Genomic DNA, 15,464 nt, shown 5'->3' on the forward strand with positions numbered 1-15,464 from the left:
GTTAGAACTCAATCTGTACGAGTGCCCACACAGATGATTGCTTTATATTGTTAAAGAACGTTGCGACGTTGTCGCTAGGGATGCGTATAATACATCCTTAATTTTTCGAGTCAACACTTAATTTCAAACTTTCTTTCGATAATTTGAAACCGAAGTTTCACTTAACTCTCTGCTACGTTGTTCAGCGTCTTTCGTTGCTGCCCGCCGTGTCAGTGGGGTCGCATTATAGGGAGATGGATTTTTTACGCAAGCACTTTTTTCAATAAAATTTAAAAAAATGTACTGTTCGCTCAGCTTTTGAACTAAACACCCTGAAACTGGGTGTTTTACAATCAAATTAGGGGCCTTTTGATGTATTTCTTTGCTTCGCTGTTACACTAGACTGAGCGCATTTTTAAAATTTAAGGTGAATTTATGACTATCCGTTCTTATAAAGGGATCACTCCGACATTCGATAATAGTGTTTATATTGATGAGTCATCAGTTTTAGTAGGTGATATTTCGCTTGGCAAGGATTCAAGTGTTTGGCCTCTTGTTGCTGCGCGTGGTGATGTTAACTATATCCGTATTGGTGAGCGTACGAACATTCAAGACGGCAGTGTTTTACATTTAACTCGTGCCTCTAAGTCAAATCCAGATGGTTACCCTCTTATAATTGGAGATGATGTCACTGTTGGCCATAAAGTCATGCTACACGGCTGCCAACTTGGTAATCGTATTCTTGTGGGGATGGGTGCAATAGTGATGGACAATGCAATTGTTGAAGATGATGTGATCATTGGTGGTGGTTCATTGGTCCCACCTAATAAGCGTTTAGAGTCAGGTTACTTATATGTAGGTAGTCCGGTTAAACAGGCCCGCCCTTTAACAGAACAAGAGCGCGCCTTTTTAAAAATTTCTGCTGACAATTATGTTCAGCTTAAAGATGAATACTTAGCTGAGAGCTAAAACACCTCGGTTAATTCAATTTGTCCTGCCGAGTTATACTGTTCATCTTCGATCAGTTTCTCGGCGAGCTCTTCGTAATCGAAACGATAAGATTCAAAGTAATTAACTGCGCTGCTTTGGGCGGCAAAATCATACTTGCTGGTATCAATAATACACTCCACCATCAAGCCACTTACTTGAGCAAAGAACACCAACTGCTTTTCATCGGGCTTAAATTCAAGTCGGTCGATAAATTGGATAGCTTGATTCACGCAATTTCTCCTGCTTTAAGCGCGTTCACAATGGGAAGAATTTCTGGCATTTTATTGCGCCATACAAAATAAGCTTGTGCAGCTTGACCAACCAGCATGCCACAACCATCGAGTGTTAAACATGTTGGGTTAATCGACTTAACCCAACTAATGAATGCCGTATCATCATTCGCGTAAAACATATCGTATGCGCACTGGCACTTTGCAACGTGCTGCTGTGCTATACCTGGCAAGTCTCCAGTTACACTACTTGATGTAGAATTGATAACCACATTATAGTTACTTGCTGGGATATCATTTAAACCACAACCTTGCACATCTATCTCCCCCTTAAAATGACTTGCAAGTGCTTGCGCTTTCTCAACGGTACGGTTGGCTATTGTTAAGCTTTCGATTTGTTCATTCAATAATGGTTGAATGACACCTCTCGCCGCACCACCCGCTCCAATAAGAAGTACTCGCTGACCTTTTAAAGTGACATTATTGGCTAAAAGGTCTTTAACCAGCCCTACACCATCGGTGTTATCACCGAGTAAGCGGCCATCTTCGAGTTGTTTAATGGTATTAACGGCCTCGGCTATTTTTGCTTGTTCTGTTAGTTCATCTACCATGGCAAAAGCCTGCTCTTTAAATGGCAAAGTGACATTAGCCCCTTTACCACCAGCAGCGAAAAACCCAGTGACAGTTTTTTCAAATGCATCTGTTGGTGCTAAAATGGCGCTGTATTCGATTTGCTCGTTTAATGATGCAGCAAATTGTGCGTGTATTGCGGGTGATTTCGAATGTTTGATTGGATTTCCAAAAACCGCGTATTTGTCCATAGTGAAGCAACCTCTTCGCCCTGTAGAGCTTTATTAATATTATGATTAAACGACTTTTTTCTAAATCGAAACCAATGCCTGAAACGCCTACCCCAGAAAAAACACCTTATGAAATTATTGGTGGTGAAGCAGGAGCTCGAGCAATTGCAAATCGATTTTACGACATAATGGCCACTGATGAATACGCCAAACCATTATATGATATGCATCCTCAGCCTTTAGATAGAATTCGCCAAGTATTCTTTGAGTTTTTATCTGGCTGGCTGGGCGGCCCCGACCTATTTGTTGAAAAATATGGTCACCCGATGCTAAGAAAGCGTCACATGCCTTTCCCTATTGATCAAGACTTACGTGACCAATGGATGCATTGTATGAATAAAACGCTCGATATCGAAATTGATAACCCACTACTTCGCGAAGGGTTAAGACAATCTTTATCGCAACTCGCCAGCCATATGATCAATCAAAACTAACTAAGCTTTGCGCTATATCAATGTACGCTTTTTTTAAATAAAGATAATAAATTTTCCTTAATTTAGAAAAAGCGTCGTCGCATGAAATCAATCCAATTTAAAATTTATGCCCTGTTGGCACTGACAGGCGTATTGGTATTATTTGCCAGTATATTCAGCAGCGCCCAGCAACAACATGAATTAGCGCAAGATACCGTTGAAAGTAACATAAAACTGCTTGCCGATAATTACTTTGATTCTATTAACACCATGATGCTAACTGGCACTATGGCTAATCGTGAAATTCTGAGTACTAAATTAAGAAGCCACCCTAATATTGAAGATGCCCATATCATACGTAGTCCAATCGTTAATAAAATTTATGGGTCAGGAAATGCCAACCAGGTTGCGACTAACGATACTGAGCGAAAAGCACTGACAGGTACTGAAGCATTATTTATTGATAATCAAAATAGCACGATGACCTATCTGAAGCCTATGTTTGCTCGCAGTGATTATAAAGGCACTAATTGCTTAGGCTGCCATCAAGCGCAGGAAGGTGATGTATTAGGAGTAGTAAAAATTAGTTATTCGTTGGCTGATATTGAGCAAGAAGTATCACAAAACACCTTAATGAATACACTGCTATTAACAGCTATTTTCATTTCTGCATTTTCACTGCTGGCAGTGATGTTTAGAAAAGTATTTATTAAACGCTTGAAAGTCATTAGTCATACTATGCACTTAGCAACCACCAATAAAGATTTAAGCCTCACGATAGACGACAATAATAATGACGAGCTTAGCTCTCTTGCCACCAGCTTTAATCACATGATAGGCGCGTTTAAAGATAATATTGCCCAAGTCTCCCATTCTTCTAAGGTATTGATCCACTCAGCCGAAAGCATTTATGCCTCAGCGGATGCTACCGAGCAAGCGATCTTAAAGCAAAAGCAAGGAACAGACTCTGTCGCTGCCGCCATCAATGAACTCGAAAGTTCATCAAGCGAAGTTAAAAACACCACGCATTTTGCTTCTGAGAAATCAGAACACAGTAACCAACTTGCACAGCAAAGCTTGCATGTTGCAGAGCACACTGAGCAAAGTATCAATCAACTTGCGGCTGATGTTAGAGCGGCCGCCGAGCAAGTAACTCAATTACAAACCCAAACGTTAGACGTTGGTAAAGTACTTGAGGTGATCAGTAGCATTGCTGAACAAACTAACTTACTTGCGCTCAATGCGGCTATTGAAGCCGCCCGTGCAGGAGAAGCTGGTCGAGGATTTGCCGTTGTTGCCGATGAAGTGCGCACTTTGGCAACCCGCACCCATGACTCAACCGACGAAATTCGCCGCACTATAGACAAATTACAAAGTGAAGCGGCACACACCGTTAATACTATGAATAACTCTTGTGAAGAAGCAGACGAGCGTGCAGTCCAAGTTAAGCAAGTAGCTAAAGCATTACGTGATATTTCTTCACAAATGAGTGAGATAAATCAGCTTAACGTGCAAATTGCTGATGCCACTGAACAGCAAAATTTGGCGGCTGAAGAAATTAACCAAAGCGTTATAGCAATTAGTGATAATGCCGAGCACTCATTAGTCGATGCGCATGAAAACCAAAAAGTCAGTGAAGAGCTGTTGTCGTTAGCACGTTCACTGGATGAGCAAGTAAGGCGCTTTAAATTAAGCTAAATTGCACGTTTTTTATGCAACTGCTAGAGTTGTTATGAGTATTTCATAGTAAATAAGGATGTTTAAATGAAATTTATAACAACTCTTTTAGTCTGCATTGGTATTAGTGCGGCGCTACTATTGACCTATCAGTACAGCGTGAATGATTCCGCTAATCAAATAAGCACTATTAATGAATATATTTATCATGACGATATTCAGCAAATTGCTCAATCACTTCTCAGCCAAGGTAAAACGTCACAAAGCGATAAGCTTGAACAAAGTATTGTTGATGGTTTTGATAAGCTTATTCAGCACCCTGAATATTTTGAAGTGAAACTTGATTTCTATGCCTGTGATATCAGTCAGTGCTTAACACAGGTTAGCGCACCTATTGATACAACATCTGATCAGCTAGAGATATTAAAAGCAGAAGTGCTATTTAGTGTATTGGCAGGGCTGCCTAACAGTGACAGTGTTGCCACCCTAGTTGAGGGTGACAACATAATGTTGATTAGAGTGGTTTCAATACTTGATTAAAGCTGCCACTGGCGTGCAACTAGATCAGATTCTTTGCTATTTAACCAGTCTTGAGGGCGTAAATAGTACTGATACAGCTTAGCCTCTGGGCTGTCTGCAGCTGGTACATAGTTATATTCCCAACGTGCTAGTGGTGGCATCGACATTAAGATAGACTCAGTGCGTCCACCTGTTTGTAAGCCAAATAATGTTCCGCGGTCCCAAACAAGATTAAACTCAACATAACGACCACGACGATACAATTGGAAGTCGCGTTGTTGCTCAGTTATTGGCGTGTCTTTACGGCGCTCAATAATAGGTAGGTAAGCATCTAAATAACCATTTCCTACCGCCTGCATGAAAGCAAAGCTTTGTTCAAAGCCAAGCTCATTTAAATCATCAAAAAATAAGCCACCAACACCACGTGTTTCGTCGCGGTGTTTTAAATAAAAGTAATCATCACACCAGTTTTTATATTTGTCGTAAACCTCTGCACCAAATGGCTGGCATAAATCGCTTGCCACCTGATGCCAATGTTGTACATCTTCAAATACAGGGTAAAAAGGCGTTAAATCAAAACCGCCACCAAACCACCAAATTGGCTCTTCGCCTTCTTTTTCGGCAATAAAGAAACGCACGTTGGCATGGCTAGTTGGAATATGTGGGTTATTAGGATGGATCACTAATGACACACCGCATGCATGAAAGCTACGACCAGCGAGCTCTGGACGATGCGCTGTTGCTGATGCTGGCATTGAAGCACCAAACACATGCGAGTAATTCACCCCACCCTGTTCAATGACATTGCCACCTTGGATAACACGAGTACGGCCACCGCCGCCTTCTGCACGTTGCCAATTATCTTCAACAAACTTTGCTTTGCCGTCGGCACTTTCAAGGCCCTGACAAATTGTATCTTGTAAGGCCATTAAATAGGTTTTAACTTGTTCGAGTAGCTCGCTTTGCATGTTTATCCTCTAAATACTTTTCCGGTCGCTGCGTCTTTGATCACACTTGGTTGGCTGTTGCCACCTAACGGCTCATCAACATAAAAATCTACCGTATCAGCAAATTCGCTTTTCGCTTGTGCGATAGTCATTACCGTTTCTTGACCAGTTAAGTTTGCACTTGTTGAAACCAAAGGCTTACCAAATTGCTGACACAAAGCTTTTACCGTCGGATGATCAGTAACACGCACAGCAATAGTATCAAACTGACCTGTTAACCACTTTGGCGTTTCTTTTGCAGCCGGCATCACCCAAGTGATAGCTCCTGGCCATTGTGAAAAGATATCAGCACGTTTATCCATTGGGATTTTGGCATCATCTACATACTTTAATAACTGGCCATAATTGTCAGCAATTAAAATTAAGCCTTTTTCTACAGGGCGTTGTTTGATGGCTAAAAGCTTTTCAACCGCGGCTTGGTTATCAGGATCGCAACCAAGACCAAAAACAGCTTCGGTTGGATAAACAATCACGCCACCTTGCTGCAAAGCATCAATTGCATTGGTTGGTTGTGCAACAGGATCAGACAAAGAAACTCTCCTAAAAAACGAATTACAAGTACATTAAGACTCGACTAACTTATGCATACACGACTTCTGAGGGCATTGTAACACAACACCTGAAGCTGTTTTCTTTTCGGTCATAATTGGCCAATGACAGGCCGGACACTCGGTCGCCACGGGTTTATGATTAAGTGTATATTTACAACGCGGATAGCTATCACAAGAATAAAAGGTTTTGCCAAACTTATTACTACGCGCAACCAGCTGACCTTTTTTGCATTTAGGGCAAGTAGGTAATTTAGGGGCATCGTCAGGCTCTTCATCATGAGCAATATAATGGCATTCTGGGTAACCAGTACAACCGATAAACATGCCATAACGGCCATTTTTAATTACCAATGGTTTGCCACACTCAGGACAGGCACTGTCTTCGAGAACTTTTATTTGTTGGCTATCATGATGTGCTAAAGGACGGATGTAGTCACACTTGGGGTAACTGGCACAGCCTAAAAAAGGGCCTGACTTTGAGTTGCGCATAACCAATTCAGAACCGCATTTAGGGCAAACCTCATACTCTTTTTCGAGTGCATGTTTATCTGCAGAAAAAAGAGAATGGTCGATTTTACTCATAAGATTCCTGTGGGGTTGGCTAATTTTCGCCTAATATACCCAAACTCAACAAAGATACAAGCAAAGTCGAACTAATGTAATACATCCGCTGGTTCGTCAAATATTAAGTCTTCCATTTGCGCGTAAGCTTGCTCTGAGCCCGGCACATTAAATAACACCATAAGGACCACCCACTTTAGATCTTCCAAAGAAATATATGGTTTATCCAAAGCACACAGTCTGTCTATAACCATTTCACGAGTTACGGTGTTAATTACACCAATTTGCTCGATAAACATTAAAAAACCTCGACACTCAACACTCAGCATTTGGCATTCACTATCGGTGTAAATACGCATGGCATGTTGTGGCTGGGCATTAAGGTATGGATAGATGTCGCTTTGTTGCAAATCAGCCAGTTGCTCTAACCAATCAAGGGCTTTGTAGATTTCAGGTTTATTGAAGCCAGCACGAACTAACTCATCGGTAAGCTCATTCTCTTCAGTAAAGATTTCAGCTTCACTATGGATATAGTTTTCAAAAAGATACATGAGGATGTCAAACATGTTTATGTCCTCCTAGTCTTATATAACCATCGAGTACTCGTTCGATTTTATCTGCGAGCTCTAAGTCGAGTAACCGAGCTTGTACTTCGTTTACTGGTAATTGGCTTCGCTGTGTTATTTGATCAACACTTGTAACCTCATACCCTATACTTTTGAACACTGGGCAGTCGGGTTCATCTGCAATAGGCTGTTCTATACTATATAGACTGTTTTCACAGAAAAAGCTCACTTCATCAAGAATATCACTAATATTTTCTGTCAATTTAGCGCCTTGCTTAATTAAAAAATGACTTGCTTCTGAAAGTGGGCTTTTTATCGAGCCAGGCACTGCAAACACCTCTTTATTCTGCTCAAGCGCATAGCGTACCGTTACCAGTGAGCCACTTTTAATTTGCGCCTCAACAATCAGTACTCCTAATGACAACCCAGAGATAATACGGTTTCGGCGCGGAAAGTTCGCTGCATTAGCAGCCGTGCCAGGTAGGAATTCAGAAACCAACAAGCCCCGCTCTGCAACTTGTTTGATAAGTAAGCTATGGCGTCTTGGATAAGCAATATCGATACCCGTGCCAAGTACAGCTATGGTATTGCCTGAGCCCGCTAATGCGCCTTTATGAGCAGCGCCATCAATCCCCATAGCCATACCTGATGTAACTGTCATTCCAACAGAACAAAGTTGATGGGCAAACTCGGCGGCTACTTCAATTCCTGTAGGTGTTGCATTACGGCTACCAACAATAGCTATTTGCGGTGACAGTAATAGTTCCGTGTTACCTAAACAAAACAATAATATAGGAGCGCTGGCTATTTGCTTGAGTAACGGCGGATAGCTGTCATCAAAATAACTAATGACCTTGATTTGCAGCTTAGCTATCTGCGCTTGATAGTGTGCAACTAACTGCCAGTCAGTATTAACTAAGTTATCGGCTTGGCTCTTTGATAAGCCGAGCTGCTGCAGCTCTGAGGTAGTTAATGTAAATAACTCTCCCAGCGGCTGTTTTTGACTTAATGCAAGAAGACTTTTGATCCCAAGCCCTTTACATAAATAAAAGGCAAGCCAATGGGATAGCTTGCCTGAAACCTGTGCCATGCTCCCTCCTTAGAGCGCCCAATTTGTGAGTTAGTTTATAACTGCATAATCTCCAACTCGGATCGGATGCTGATTTTTCACTATCAGTGCATAGCTAACGTTGTCATATACCTTAAACACCATTAGCTCACCGACTTTTTCCTTTGGCATATGCCATACATTACTGTCTTCATCACTTTCAATACCGAAAAGCTCATTTGCATCAGTCATGAACTTCTCTAGGCTGTTAGAATCTTCGCGGTAACGCGGACCATTGCGACCGTCATACACTTCTGGTGATTGACGTTGAATATCAAGTACAAAACCTGGCTTCACTTGGTCAGCACCTAAGTTTAGTACAACAATATCCATGGTACTAAATTCACGCATTTCATTAGCTGCGGCGATAATAGTGCCATCTAAAGCAACTTCTGGGCGCTTCATAGTGAAATAGGCAGGCATCATTTGCCCTTCCATTGCTGGCATTAAGAAGTCATTAGGCTTGATCTCTTGTTTTACCAACTCAACCTTGACAGAGGCAGGTACACCGTTTTCCGCATCACCGCTTCTAAATGCTCGAACGATCGCCACAAGCTCCGCTTTGTTCGCCAGTACTTCATTTGTATTTGGATCGACAAGGTCATTACCTTTACGGTATACACCATAAGCCTCGTTTAGTGTTAAATCACCTTTAACGTAAAGAGTGTGACCAATAGTGTTCATTTTGGTATTAACGCTGGCACCTAAAATATACGGCTTTTGTGCAATAATATCGGCGCTAATTGCTTGTTCATAAGTCAAATATGGACGCAACAATTCGAGAGGCAAAGTCGGAACAGCTTGCTTACCCTTTGGTGTAATTCGCCCTTCAGGAGAGAGCTTTTTATAACGCGGATTTTTAACTAAACGTGGATTTCCGTCTTTATCGTAAATTAAACTGAGCGCATCACCCGGGTATATTAAATGCGGATTCGCGATTTGCGGGTTCATCTGCCACAAATCAGGCCATTGCCAAGGCTGGTCAAGATACACGCCAGAGATATCCCAAAGCGTGTCACCTTTTTTTACAACATATTGTTTTGGCGCATCTTTTTTAATTGTTAAGACATCAGCAGCTACCGAAAAAGCACAGCTAAAGGCTAACAAAGCCGCAACTAGTGGGTATCTCATTTGGCTTCCTTGAGTTGTTTTTAGATTATTATCGACCAAAACCTGTTAAAGGTGAACACGAATGGCTAAAATAAGAGCATACAATACCCTAAATGAATCACAAGTGTAAAAGGTAACTATGGCTAGGTTAGAAGTTTTGAGATTTCCGGATGAGCGTTTGCGTACAATCGCGAAAGAAGTACCAGAAGTAAACGATGAAGTTCGTCAAATCGTCAAAGACATGCTTGAAACTATGTATGACGAAAACGGTATCGGCTTAGCAGCAACGCAAGTAGATATCCACCAGCGAATTGTGGTGATCGACGTATCTGAAGAGCGCGACCAACCGTTAGTATTAATCAACCCAGAAATCACTAAGAAAGATGGCTCAACAGTCAGTGAAGAAGGCTGTTTATCAGTCCCTTATTCATACGCAAAAGTTGACCGCGCAGAAACTGTTACTGTTAAAGCGCTTAATGAAAATGGTGAAGAATTCAGCTTAGACGCTGACGAGCTATTAGCGATTTGTATTCAGCATGAGCTTGATCACCTTAAAGGCACTCTTTTTATTGATTATCTATCGCCTTTAAAGCGCCAACGTATCCGTAAAAAGCTTGAAAAAGAAGCTAAGCTGGCTGCTAAATCATAAGTTCATCAATAGGAATATCTGTGACACAACCATTACGCATTATTTTTGCTGGTACGCCGGACTTCGCTGCGCGCCATTTACAAGTACTGATTGACTCAGAGCACGACGTTGTTGGTGTTTATAGCCAACCAGATCGCCCTGCGGGCCGAGGTAAAAAGCTAAAAGCCAGTGAAGTTAAAGAGCTAGCACTTGCCCATGACTTACCTGTATTTCAACCGCAATCACTAAAATCTGATGAAGCTCTTGCAGAACTTACAAGCCTAAACGCAGATATCATGATTGTGGTGGCATACGGCTTATTATTACCAAAAGCTATTTTAGATGCTCCGCGCTTAGGGTGCTTAAATGTGCATGGTTCTATTTTACCTCGCTGGCGTGGTGCAGCGCCTATTCAGCGTGCTATTTGGGCTGGCGACCGTGAAACAGGTGTAACAATAATGCAAATGGATGAAGGCTTAGATACAGGCGACATGCTGCATATCAGCCGCTGTCCGATTGATAGCACAGAAACCAGTAGCTCTTTATACAATAAACTAGCTGCGCTAGGTCCTAATGCACTGATTAGTACTATTAATCGCCTTGCTGCAGGTGAAATCACGCCAGAAAAGCAAGATGACACGCAAGCAAATTACGCGAAAAAGTTATCTAAAGATGAAGCCAATATTGATTGGTCAATGGATGCTGAGCAAATTGAGCGTAATATCCGTGCCTTTAACCCATGGCCTGTTTGCTTTACCGAAATGGCAGGACAAACAGTAAAAATTTGGCAGGCAGAAGTTGTATCGCAAAGTGCGCAAGCAGGTGAAATCATTGCTGCTGATAAGCAAGGTATCTTAGTCGCCTGTGGGCAAGGTGCACTTAAAATCACCCTTCTCCAACCACAAGGTAAAAAACCAATGGCTGTTAGTGACTTTCTAAATGGTCGCAGTGATTGGGTTGAACCTGGCTCAGTATTAGGTCAAAGCAATGAGTAATGTAAGAGCACTTGCTGCTGAAACCCTCTACAACGTGGTCGATAAAGGTGCATCACTTAATCAAGAACTACCTTTTGCAAGCCAAGGATTATCACCTAAAGATAAAGCCCTGCTGCAACAGATTTGTTACGGTGTGCTGCGCTATTTACCTAGCCTAGAAAATTATTGCCAGCAACTTTTAGATCAACCGCTAAAAGGCAAGCGCCGTATTTTCCAATTCTTGTTGTATGTGGGTATTTACCAACTTCAACACATGCGTGTACCGCCTCATGCGGCAATCAGCGAAACGGTTAATGCGCTTCAGCAAATGCGCGCTCTTGGTTTAAAAGGCCTGATTAACGCTATTTTACGCAGTTTCCAACGTGAACAAGCTGAGCTTGAAGAAAAAGCACAGCAAATTCCTGTTTGCAAATTTAACCACCCAGGTTGGTTTATCAAACAAGTAACCGCTGCCTACCCTGATAATTGGCAAGAAATCCTTGAGGCGAATCAGCTTCAAGCTCCTATGTGGTTACGAGTAAATCAAGCGCAATACAGCACCCAAGAATACAGTGAGATGCTTAAAGCGAATGATATTGAGCATACCCTCAATGCTAATTTTCCTGATGGTATTAAGCTAGCAAAACCTTGTGATGTATACGCATTACCAGAGTTTGATACTGGCGCCTGCTCAGTACAAGATGCCGCGGCACAATTAGCTGCGCGTTTCCTAGCACCAGAAAATGATGATGTCATTTTAGATGCATGTGCAGCGCCAGGTGGTAAAACGTGCCATATTCTAGAGCTTGCTGATGCCGACGTATTAGCACTTGATAGCGACAGCGAACGCCTAGAACGCGTTAAACAAAACTTAGTGCGTATTGGCTTAACTGCTGATCTACAATGTGCAGATGCATCACAGCCACATATTTGGTGGGATGAACAGCAATTCGACCGTATTTTGCTTGATGTGCCCTGCTCAGCAACGGGCGTAATCCGTCGCCATCCTGATATAAAATGGCTACGTCGTGCATCTGATATTGAAGATCTGGCTAATTTACAAGGCGATATCCTAAATAGTATCTGGCCTCTACTTAAGCCTGGTGGTACGTTAGTTTATGCAACCTGCTCTGTATTACCGCAAGAGAACCAACAACAAGTTGCTAAGTTCCTTGCCAATAATCAAAGTGCTGAACACATACCTTTGCATGAAAACGACACCCCAACGATACCTGGCCTACAATTACTGCCTGGTGAAAGTGATGGTTTCTACTACGCAAAGCTAGTTAAAAAACACTAATAAGAACAAGCTATGAAAATAATCATACTCGGTGCCGGACAAGTTGGTGGCACATTGGCAGAAAACCTCGTCGGTGAGCAAAATGAGATCACCGTTGTCGATATCGACGGTAACCGTTTGCGAGAGTTACAAGATAAGTATGACTTACAAGGTGTTACTGGCCACAGTGCTCATCCCGATGTATTGCGTCGTGCAGGTGCCGAAGACGCCGATATGATTATTGCCGTAACCAGTTCTGACGAAGTGAACATGGTTGCTTGCCAAGTGGCCTATAGTATTTTTAATACACCAACCAAAATTGCCCGTATTCGCTCAGAGCAATACTTAAAGTATCGTGAGAAGCTATTCCATAACGATGACTTACCTGTTGATCACTACATTGCTCCTGAAGCGTTGGTGACTAAATATATTCGTCGCTTAATCGATTATCCGGGTGCTTTACAAGTATTACAATTCGCTGATGGCATGTTATCGCTGGTTGCGGTGAAAGCGTATTACGGTGGCTTGCTGGTTGGTTATGCACTTTCGGCCTTGAAAGAACATATTCCGAATGTCGAAACCCGTGTAGCGGCTATTTATCGTCAAGGTAAAGCTATAAAGCCGCTTGGCACAACCGTTATTGAAGCTGACGATGAAGTATTCTTTATCGCAGCAACCAAGCACATTCGAGCAGTAATGAATGAACTTCAAAAACTCGAACGTTCATACAAAAAGATCATGATTGCCGGTGGTGGTAATATCGGTGCGGGTCTTGCTCGTTCACTTGAGAAGAACCACAGCGTTAAACTGCTTGAGCGCAATAAAGAGCGTGCTGCGCAGCTATCTGAAATGCTTGATAACACCGTGGTGTTTTGTGGCGATGCCTCTGATCAAGAGCTGTTATCTGAAGAACATATTGAACAAGTTGATGTATTCATCGCAGTCACTAACGACGATGAAGCAAACATTATGTCTGCGATGCTGGCAAAGCGTATGGGCGCACAAAAGACCATGGTGCTTATTCAGCGTGGCGCTTATGTTGATTTAGTTCAAGGTGGTGAGATTGATATTGCTATATCGCCCCAACAAGCAACAATCTCGGCGCTATTAACACATGTTCGCCGTGGTGACATTGTTAATGTTTATTCGTTACGTAAAGGTGCTGCAGAAGCAATTGAAGCTGTCGCTCATGGTGATGAGCATACTTCTAAAGTTGTTGGCCGAGCAATTGCAGATATCAAGCTACCAGCAGGAACAACTATTGGTGCTATTGTGCGTAACGATGATGTACTGATTGCCCATGACGATACCGTTATTCAGTCTGGTGACCACGTAATCATGTTTTTGATTGATAAAAAGCATATTACGGTTGTTGAAAAACTGTTTCAGGTAAGTGCGATCTTCTTGTAAACGAGAGCTTATAAACGAAAAAAGCAGCCATAACGGCTGCTTTACGACTCTTGAAGTGAAAGTACCTAACTTTTCAAAAAGATTCTATTGAATCTGTGCGAACTCTTCTTTCGAAAGCTCGCCATTACCATCGCTATCTAGCTTTGGAAATAACTTTTCAAGCTGCATATTTGCAGACGCTTCTTCTTTACTGATCACGCCATCACCGTCGGTGTCAAAAGTTGCAAAGCTTACACCTTGTGCAAAAGCTGCCGATGATGTTGCTAGTGCTAAAATTGCGATTGTTGTGCTTAACTGTTTCATAATAATTACCTTAAAATTTGAAAAGAGTGAAATCCGTTTCTGAGATCCTTGTTTAGTGGAAACTGGTTTATTACGAGTTAATTACGTTACTCTGCTTCTGAAAACTCTGCTTCAGTAAGAACACCGTCACCATTCACGTCTAAGGTTTTAAACTGCGACATAATTTTTGCATCAACGGCCGCTTCACTTTTACTGATCACGCCGTTACCGTCTACGTCTAAGGTGTCAAAGTCAGTTGCTGCAAAAGCCGCTGAAGAAGATGCAAGTGCGATTAAAGCTAATGTTTTGTTTACTGTTTTCATAATGATATTCCTTCAATATTAAGAGTGTTAGCTGATCGCACTTCCAGTGTTGTCCTCTTTCATGGATTCCCTTATCCACTTAGGCTGTCTTTGGCAGCTCAGAACTAATCAGCTAGATAAACTGGTTTTGCTTAATCACATTAAGCTTTAGAAAATTCTTGTTTCGATAACTCACCGTTACCGTCAGTGTCTAATTCACTGAATTTGCTCATTAGCTCTGCATCAACAGACGCTTCGCTTTGGCTGATAACACCGTTGCCGTCAACATCTAGGGTATCGAAATCACTCATTGCAAATGCTGCTGATGAAGATACAAGTGCCATAAGTGCTAATGTTTTATTTACTGTGTTCATAATGTCATTCCTTCAAAGTGTGTAGTCTTGAGTTAGGAAGTCCTTTTCAATGTGTCCTTACAATGAAATTAAGCTTTAGAGTACTCTTGTTTAGACAGCTCACCATTGCCGTCTGTATCAAGCTCTTTAAATTGGCTCATTAACGTTTCGCTTACTGATGCTTCGCTTTTGCTGATAGCGCCATCGCCATTCACATCGAGTGTGTCAAAATCAGCGGCAAACGCTGCTGATGAGGTTGCAAGAGCTACAAGTGCTAAAGTTTTGTGTAACGTTTTCATAATCACTATTCCTTCAATGTTGTCTCAACTGTGATAGAGGAAATTTTCCTGAATCAGTTTTTCTCTGTGTTCGCTTAGACTATTTCAACTTCGATGCCAAAGTTAAAAAGAATAATAAAATCAGTATCTTGAATTGAACTTTCGAGAATTTATGATGAATAGAGCGATTTATTTGTTGCTGTTTTGCAACAGGCTCAGTGATTGGTTTTACGCTCCCTTTAAAATCAATAAGTTATAAAGATTAAAATGGAGACAATAACGATTAACTCGGATTAGAAAACAAAAAAATGAGGTGTTCGAAAATAAACTCTATCTGAACAACGAAATTTAAAGAAAAAAATCGAAATTAATTTAACTCATAACACA

Annotated in this window: 20 protein-coding genes; 8 read left to right on the plus strand and 12 right to left on the minus strand. The window is 41.7% G+C overall.

From position 1 onward, the window contains the following. The first annotated feature begins 414 nt into the window (after positions 1-414). Positions 415-948, plus strand: a complete 534-nt coding sequence (locus tag L1D46_RS16445; protein WP_239977892.1) for a gamma carbonic anhydrase family protein — start codon at positions 415-417, stop codon at positions 946-948. Here the strand turns inward: L1D46_RS16445 and L1D46_RS16450 are convergent. Next, entirely contained in the window at positions 945-1,199 is a 255-nt protein-coding gene (locus L1D46_RS16450) for a DUF1488 domain-containing protein (RefSeq protein WP_167659046.1), read from the minus strand. The genes L1D46_RS16445 and L1D46_RS16450 overlap by 4 nt on opposite strands. After that, a complete protein-coding gene (gene aroE / locus L1D46_RS16455; RefSeq protein ID WP_167659045.1) occupies positions 1,196-2,020 on the minus strand; it encodes a shikimate dehydrogenase in 825 nt (274 codons plus the stop codon). Before aroE ends, L1D46_RS16450 begins: the two co-directional genes overlap by 4 nt. A gap of 41 nt (positions 2,021-2,061) precedes the next feature. Here aroE and L1D46_RS16460 point away from each other — a divergent pair, with 41 nt between their 5' ends. The 3 genes from L1D46_RS16460 to L1D46_RS16470 all read left to right on the plus strand — a co-directional run bounded on the left by L1D46_RS16460 (position 2,062) and on the right by L1D46_RS16470 (position 4,689). Further along, positions 2,062-2,493 carry a group II truncated hemoglobin gene (locus L1D46_RS16460; RefSeq protein WP_130050102.1) on the plus strand — a complete coding sequence of 144 codons (432 nt, stop codon included), beginning with the start codon at positions 2,062-2,064 and terminating at the stop codon, positions 2,491-2,493. Positions 2,494-2,574: 81 nt separating this feature from the next. Further along, positions 2,575-4,170, plus strand: a complete 1,596-nt coding sequence (locus L1D46_RS16465; RefSeq protein ID WP_239977893.1) for a methyl-accepting chemotaxis protein — start codon at positions 2,575-2,577, stop codon at positions 4,168-4,170. 66 nt (positions 4,171-4,236) lie between these two features. Continuing rightward, complete coding sequence (locus L1D46_RS16470) at positions 4,237-4,689, plus strand: hypothetical protein (RefSeq protein ID WP_239977894.1); 453 nt, start codon at positions 4,237-4,239, stop codon at positions 4,687-4,689. Here the strand turns inward: L1D46_RS16470 and hemF are convergent. From hemF to L1D46_RS16500, 6 genes are all read right to left on the minus strand, one after another. Further along, positions 4,686-5,636 carry an oxygen-dependent coproporphyrinogen oxidase gene (gene hemF, locus L1D46_RS16475; RefSeq protein ID WP_130050105.1) on the minus strand — a complete coding sequence of 317 codons (951 nt, stop codon included), beginning with the start codon at positions 5,634-5,636 and terminating at the stop codon, positions 4,686-4,688. The genes L1D46_RS16470 and hemF overlap by 4 nt on opposite strands. A 2-nt stretch (positions 5,637-5,638) precedes the next feature. Then, positions 5,639-6,205: an L-threonylcarbamoyladenylate synthase gene (locus tag L1D46_RS16480; protein WP_130050106.1), complete on the minus strand. Its 567-nt coding sequence runs from the start codon at positions 6,203-6,205 to the stop codon at positions 5,639-5,641. Positions 6,206-6,238: 33 nt separating this feature from the next. Next, a complete protein-coding gene (locus tag L1D46_RS16485) occupies positions 6,239-6,808 on the minus strand; it encodes a type I DNA topoisomerase (protein WP_130050107.1) in 570 nt (189 codons plus the stop codon). 71 nt (positions 6,809-6,879) lie between these two features. Then, on the minus strand, positions 6,880-7,353 hold the full coding sequence (locus L1D46_RS16490) for a DUF494 family protein (RefSeq protein ID WP_130050108.1): 474 nt from the start codon (positions 7,351-7,353) through the stop codon (positions 6,880-6,882). Next, on the minus strand, positions 7,346-8,443 hold the full coding sequence (gene dprA / locus L1D46_RS16495) for a DNA-processing protein DprA (RefSeq protein ID WP_239977895.1): 1,098 nt from the start codon (positions 8,441-8,443) through the stop codon (positions 7,346-7,348). Before dprA ends, L1D46_RS16490 begins: the two co-directional genes overlap by 8 nt. Before the next feature lie 30 nt (positions 8,444-8,473). Beyond that, positions 8,474-9,592, minus strand: coding sequence for a LysM peptidoglycan-binding domain-containing protein (locus L1D46_RS16500; protein WP_167659039.1), 1,119 nt, complete (start codon positions 9,590-9,592; stop codon positions 8,474-8,476). 118 nt (positions 9,593-9,710) lie between these two features. Between L1D46_RS16500 and def the strand changes: the two genes are divergently transcribed. The 4 genes from def to trkA are packed head-to-tail and all read left to right on the plus strand — an operon-like array spanning position 9,711 to position 13,862. Next, the gene (def, locus tag L1D46_RS16505) at positions 9,711-10,220 is read left to right on the plus strand and encodes a peptide deformylase (protein ID WP_054554770.1); all 510 of its coding nucleotides are present in this window, start codon (positions 9,711-9,713) and stop codon (positions 10,218-10,220) included. Positions 10,221-10,240: 20 nt separating this feature from the next. Beyond that, on the plus strand, positions 10,241-11,194 hold the full coding sequence (fmt, locus tag L1D46_RS16510; RefSeq protein WP_239977896.1) for a methionyl-tRNA formyltransferase: 954 nt from the start codon (positions 10,241-10,243) through the stop codon (positions 11,192-11,194). Next, the gene (gene rsmB, locus L1D46_RS16515) at positions 11,187-12,473 is read left to right on the plus strand and encodes a 16S rRNA (cytosine(967)-C(5))-methyltransferase RsmB (RefSeq protein ID WP_130050112.1); all 1,287 of its coding nucleotides are present in this window, start codon (positions 11,187-11,189) and stop codon (positions 12,471-12,473) included. The genes fmt and rsmB overlap by 8 nt, the downstream gene beginning before the upstream one ends. Before the next feature lie 12 nt (positions 12,474-12,485). Continuing rightward, complete coding sequence (gene trkA / locus L1D46_RS16520) at positions 12,486-13,862, plus strand: Trk system potassium transporter TrkA (RefSeq protein ID WP_054563775.1); 1,377 nt, start codon at positions 12,486-12,488, stop codon at positions 13,860-13,862. Between the two features lie 84 nt (positions 13,863-13,946). On the opposite strand, the gene L1D46_RS16525 is transcribed toward trkA, so the two are convergent. The 4 genes from L1D46_RS16525 to L1D46_RS16540 form a co-directional block, all read right to left on the minus strand. Further along, positions 13,947-14,165, minus strand: a complete 219-nt coding sequence (locus tag L1D46_RS16525; RefSeq protein WP_167659037.1) for an EF-hand domain-containing protein — start codon at positions 14,163-14,165, stop codon at positions 13,947-13,949. Positions 14,166-14,251: 86 nt separating this feature from the next. After that, positions 14,252-14,467, minus strand: coding sequence for a calmodulin (locus L1D46_RS16530; RefSeq protein WP_130050114.1), 216 nt, complete (start codon positions 14,465-14,467; stop codon positions 14,252-14,254). A gap of 140 nt (positions 14,468-14,607) precedes the next feature. Then, on the minus strand, positions 14,608-14,820 hold the full coding sequence (locus L1D46_RS16535; RefSeq protein WP_054554776.1) for a calmodulin: 213 nt from the start codon (positions 14,818-14,820) through the stop codon (positions 14,608-14,610). A 68-nt stretch (positions 14,821-14,888) separates the two neighbouring features. Continuing rightward, on the minus strand, positions 14,889-15,098 hold the full coding sequence (locus L1D46_RS16540) for a calmodulin (protein ID WP_054563772.1): 210 nt from the start codon (positions 15,096-15,098) through the stop codon (positions 14,889-14,891). Positions 15,099-15,464 lie beyond the last annotated feature (366 nt).

Source organism: Pseudoalteromonas sp. Isolate3, from assembly GCF_022398505.1.
Classification (GTDB): Bacteria; Pseudomonadota; Gammaproteobacteria; order Enterobacterales; family Alteromonadaceae; genus Pseudoalteromonas; species Pseudoalteromonas apostichopi.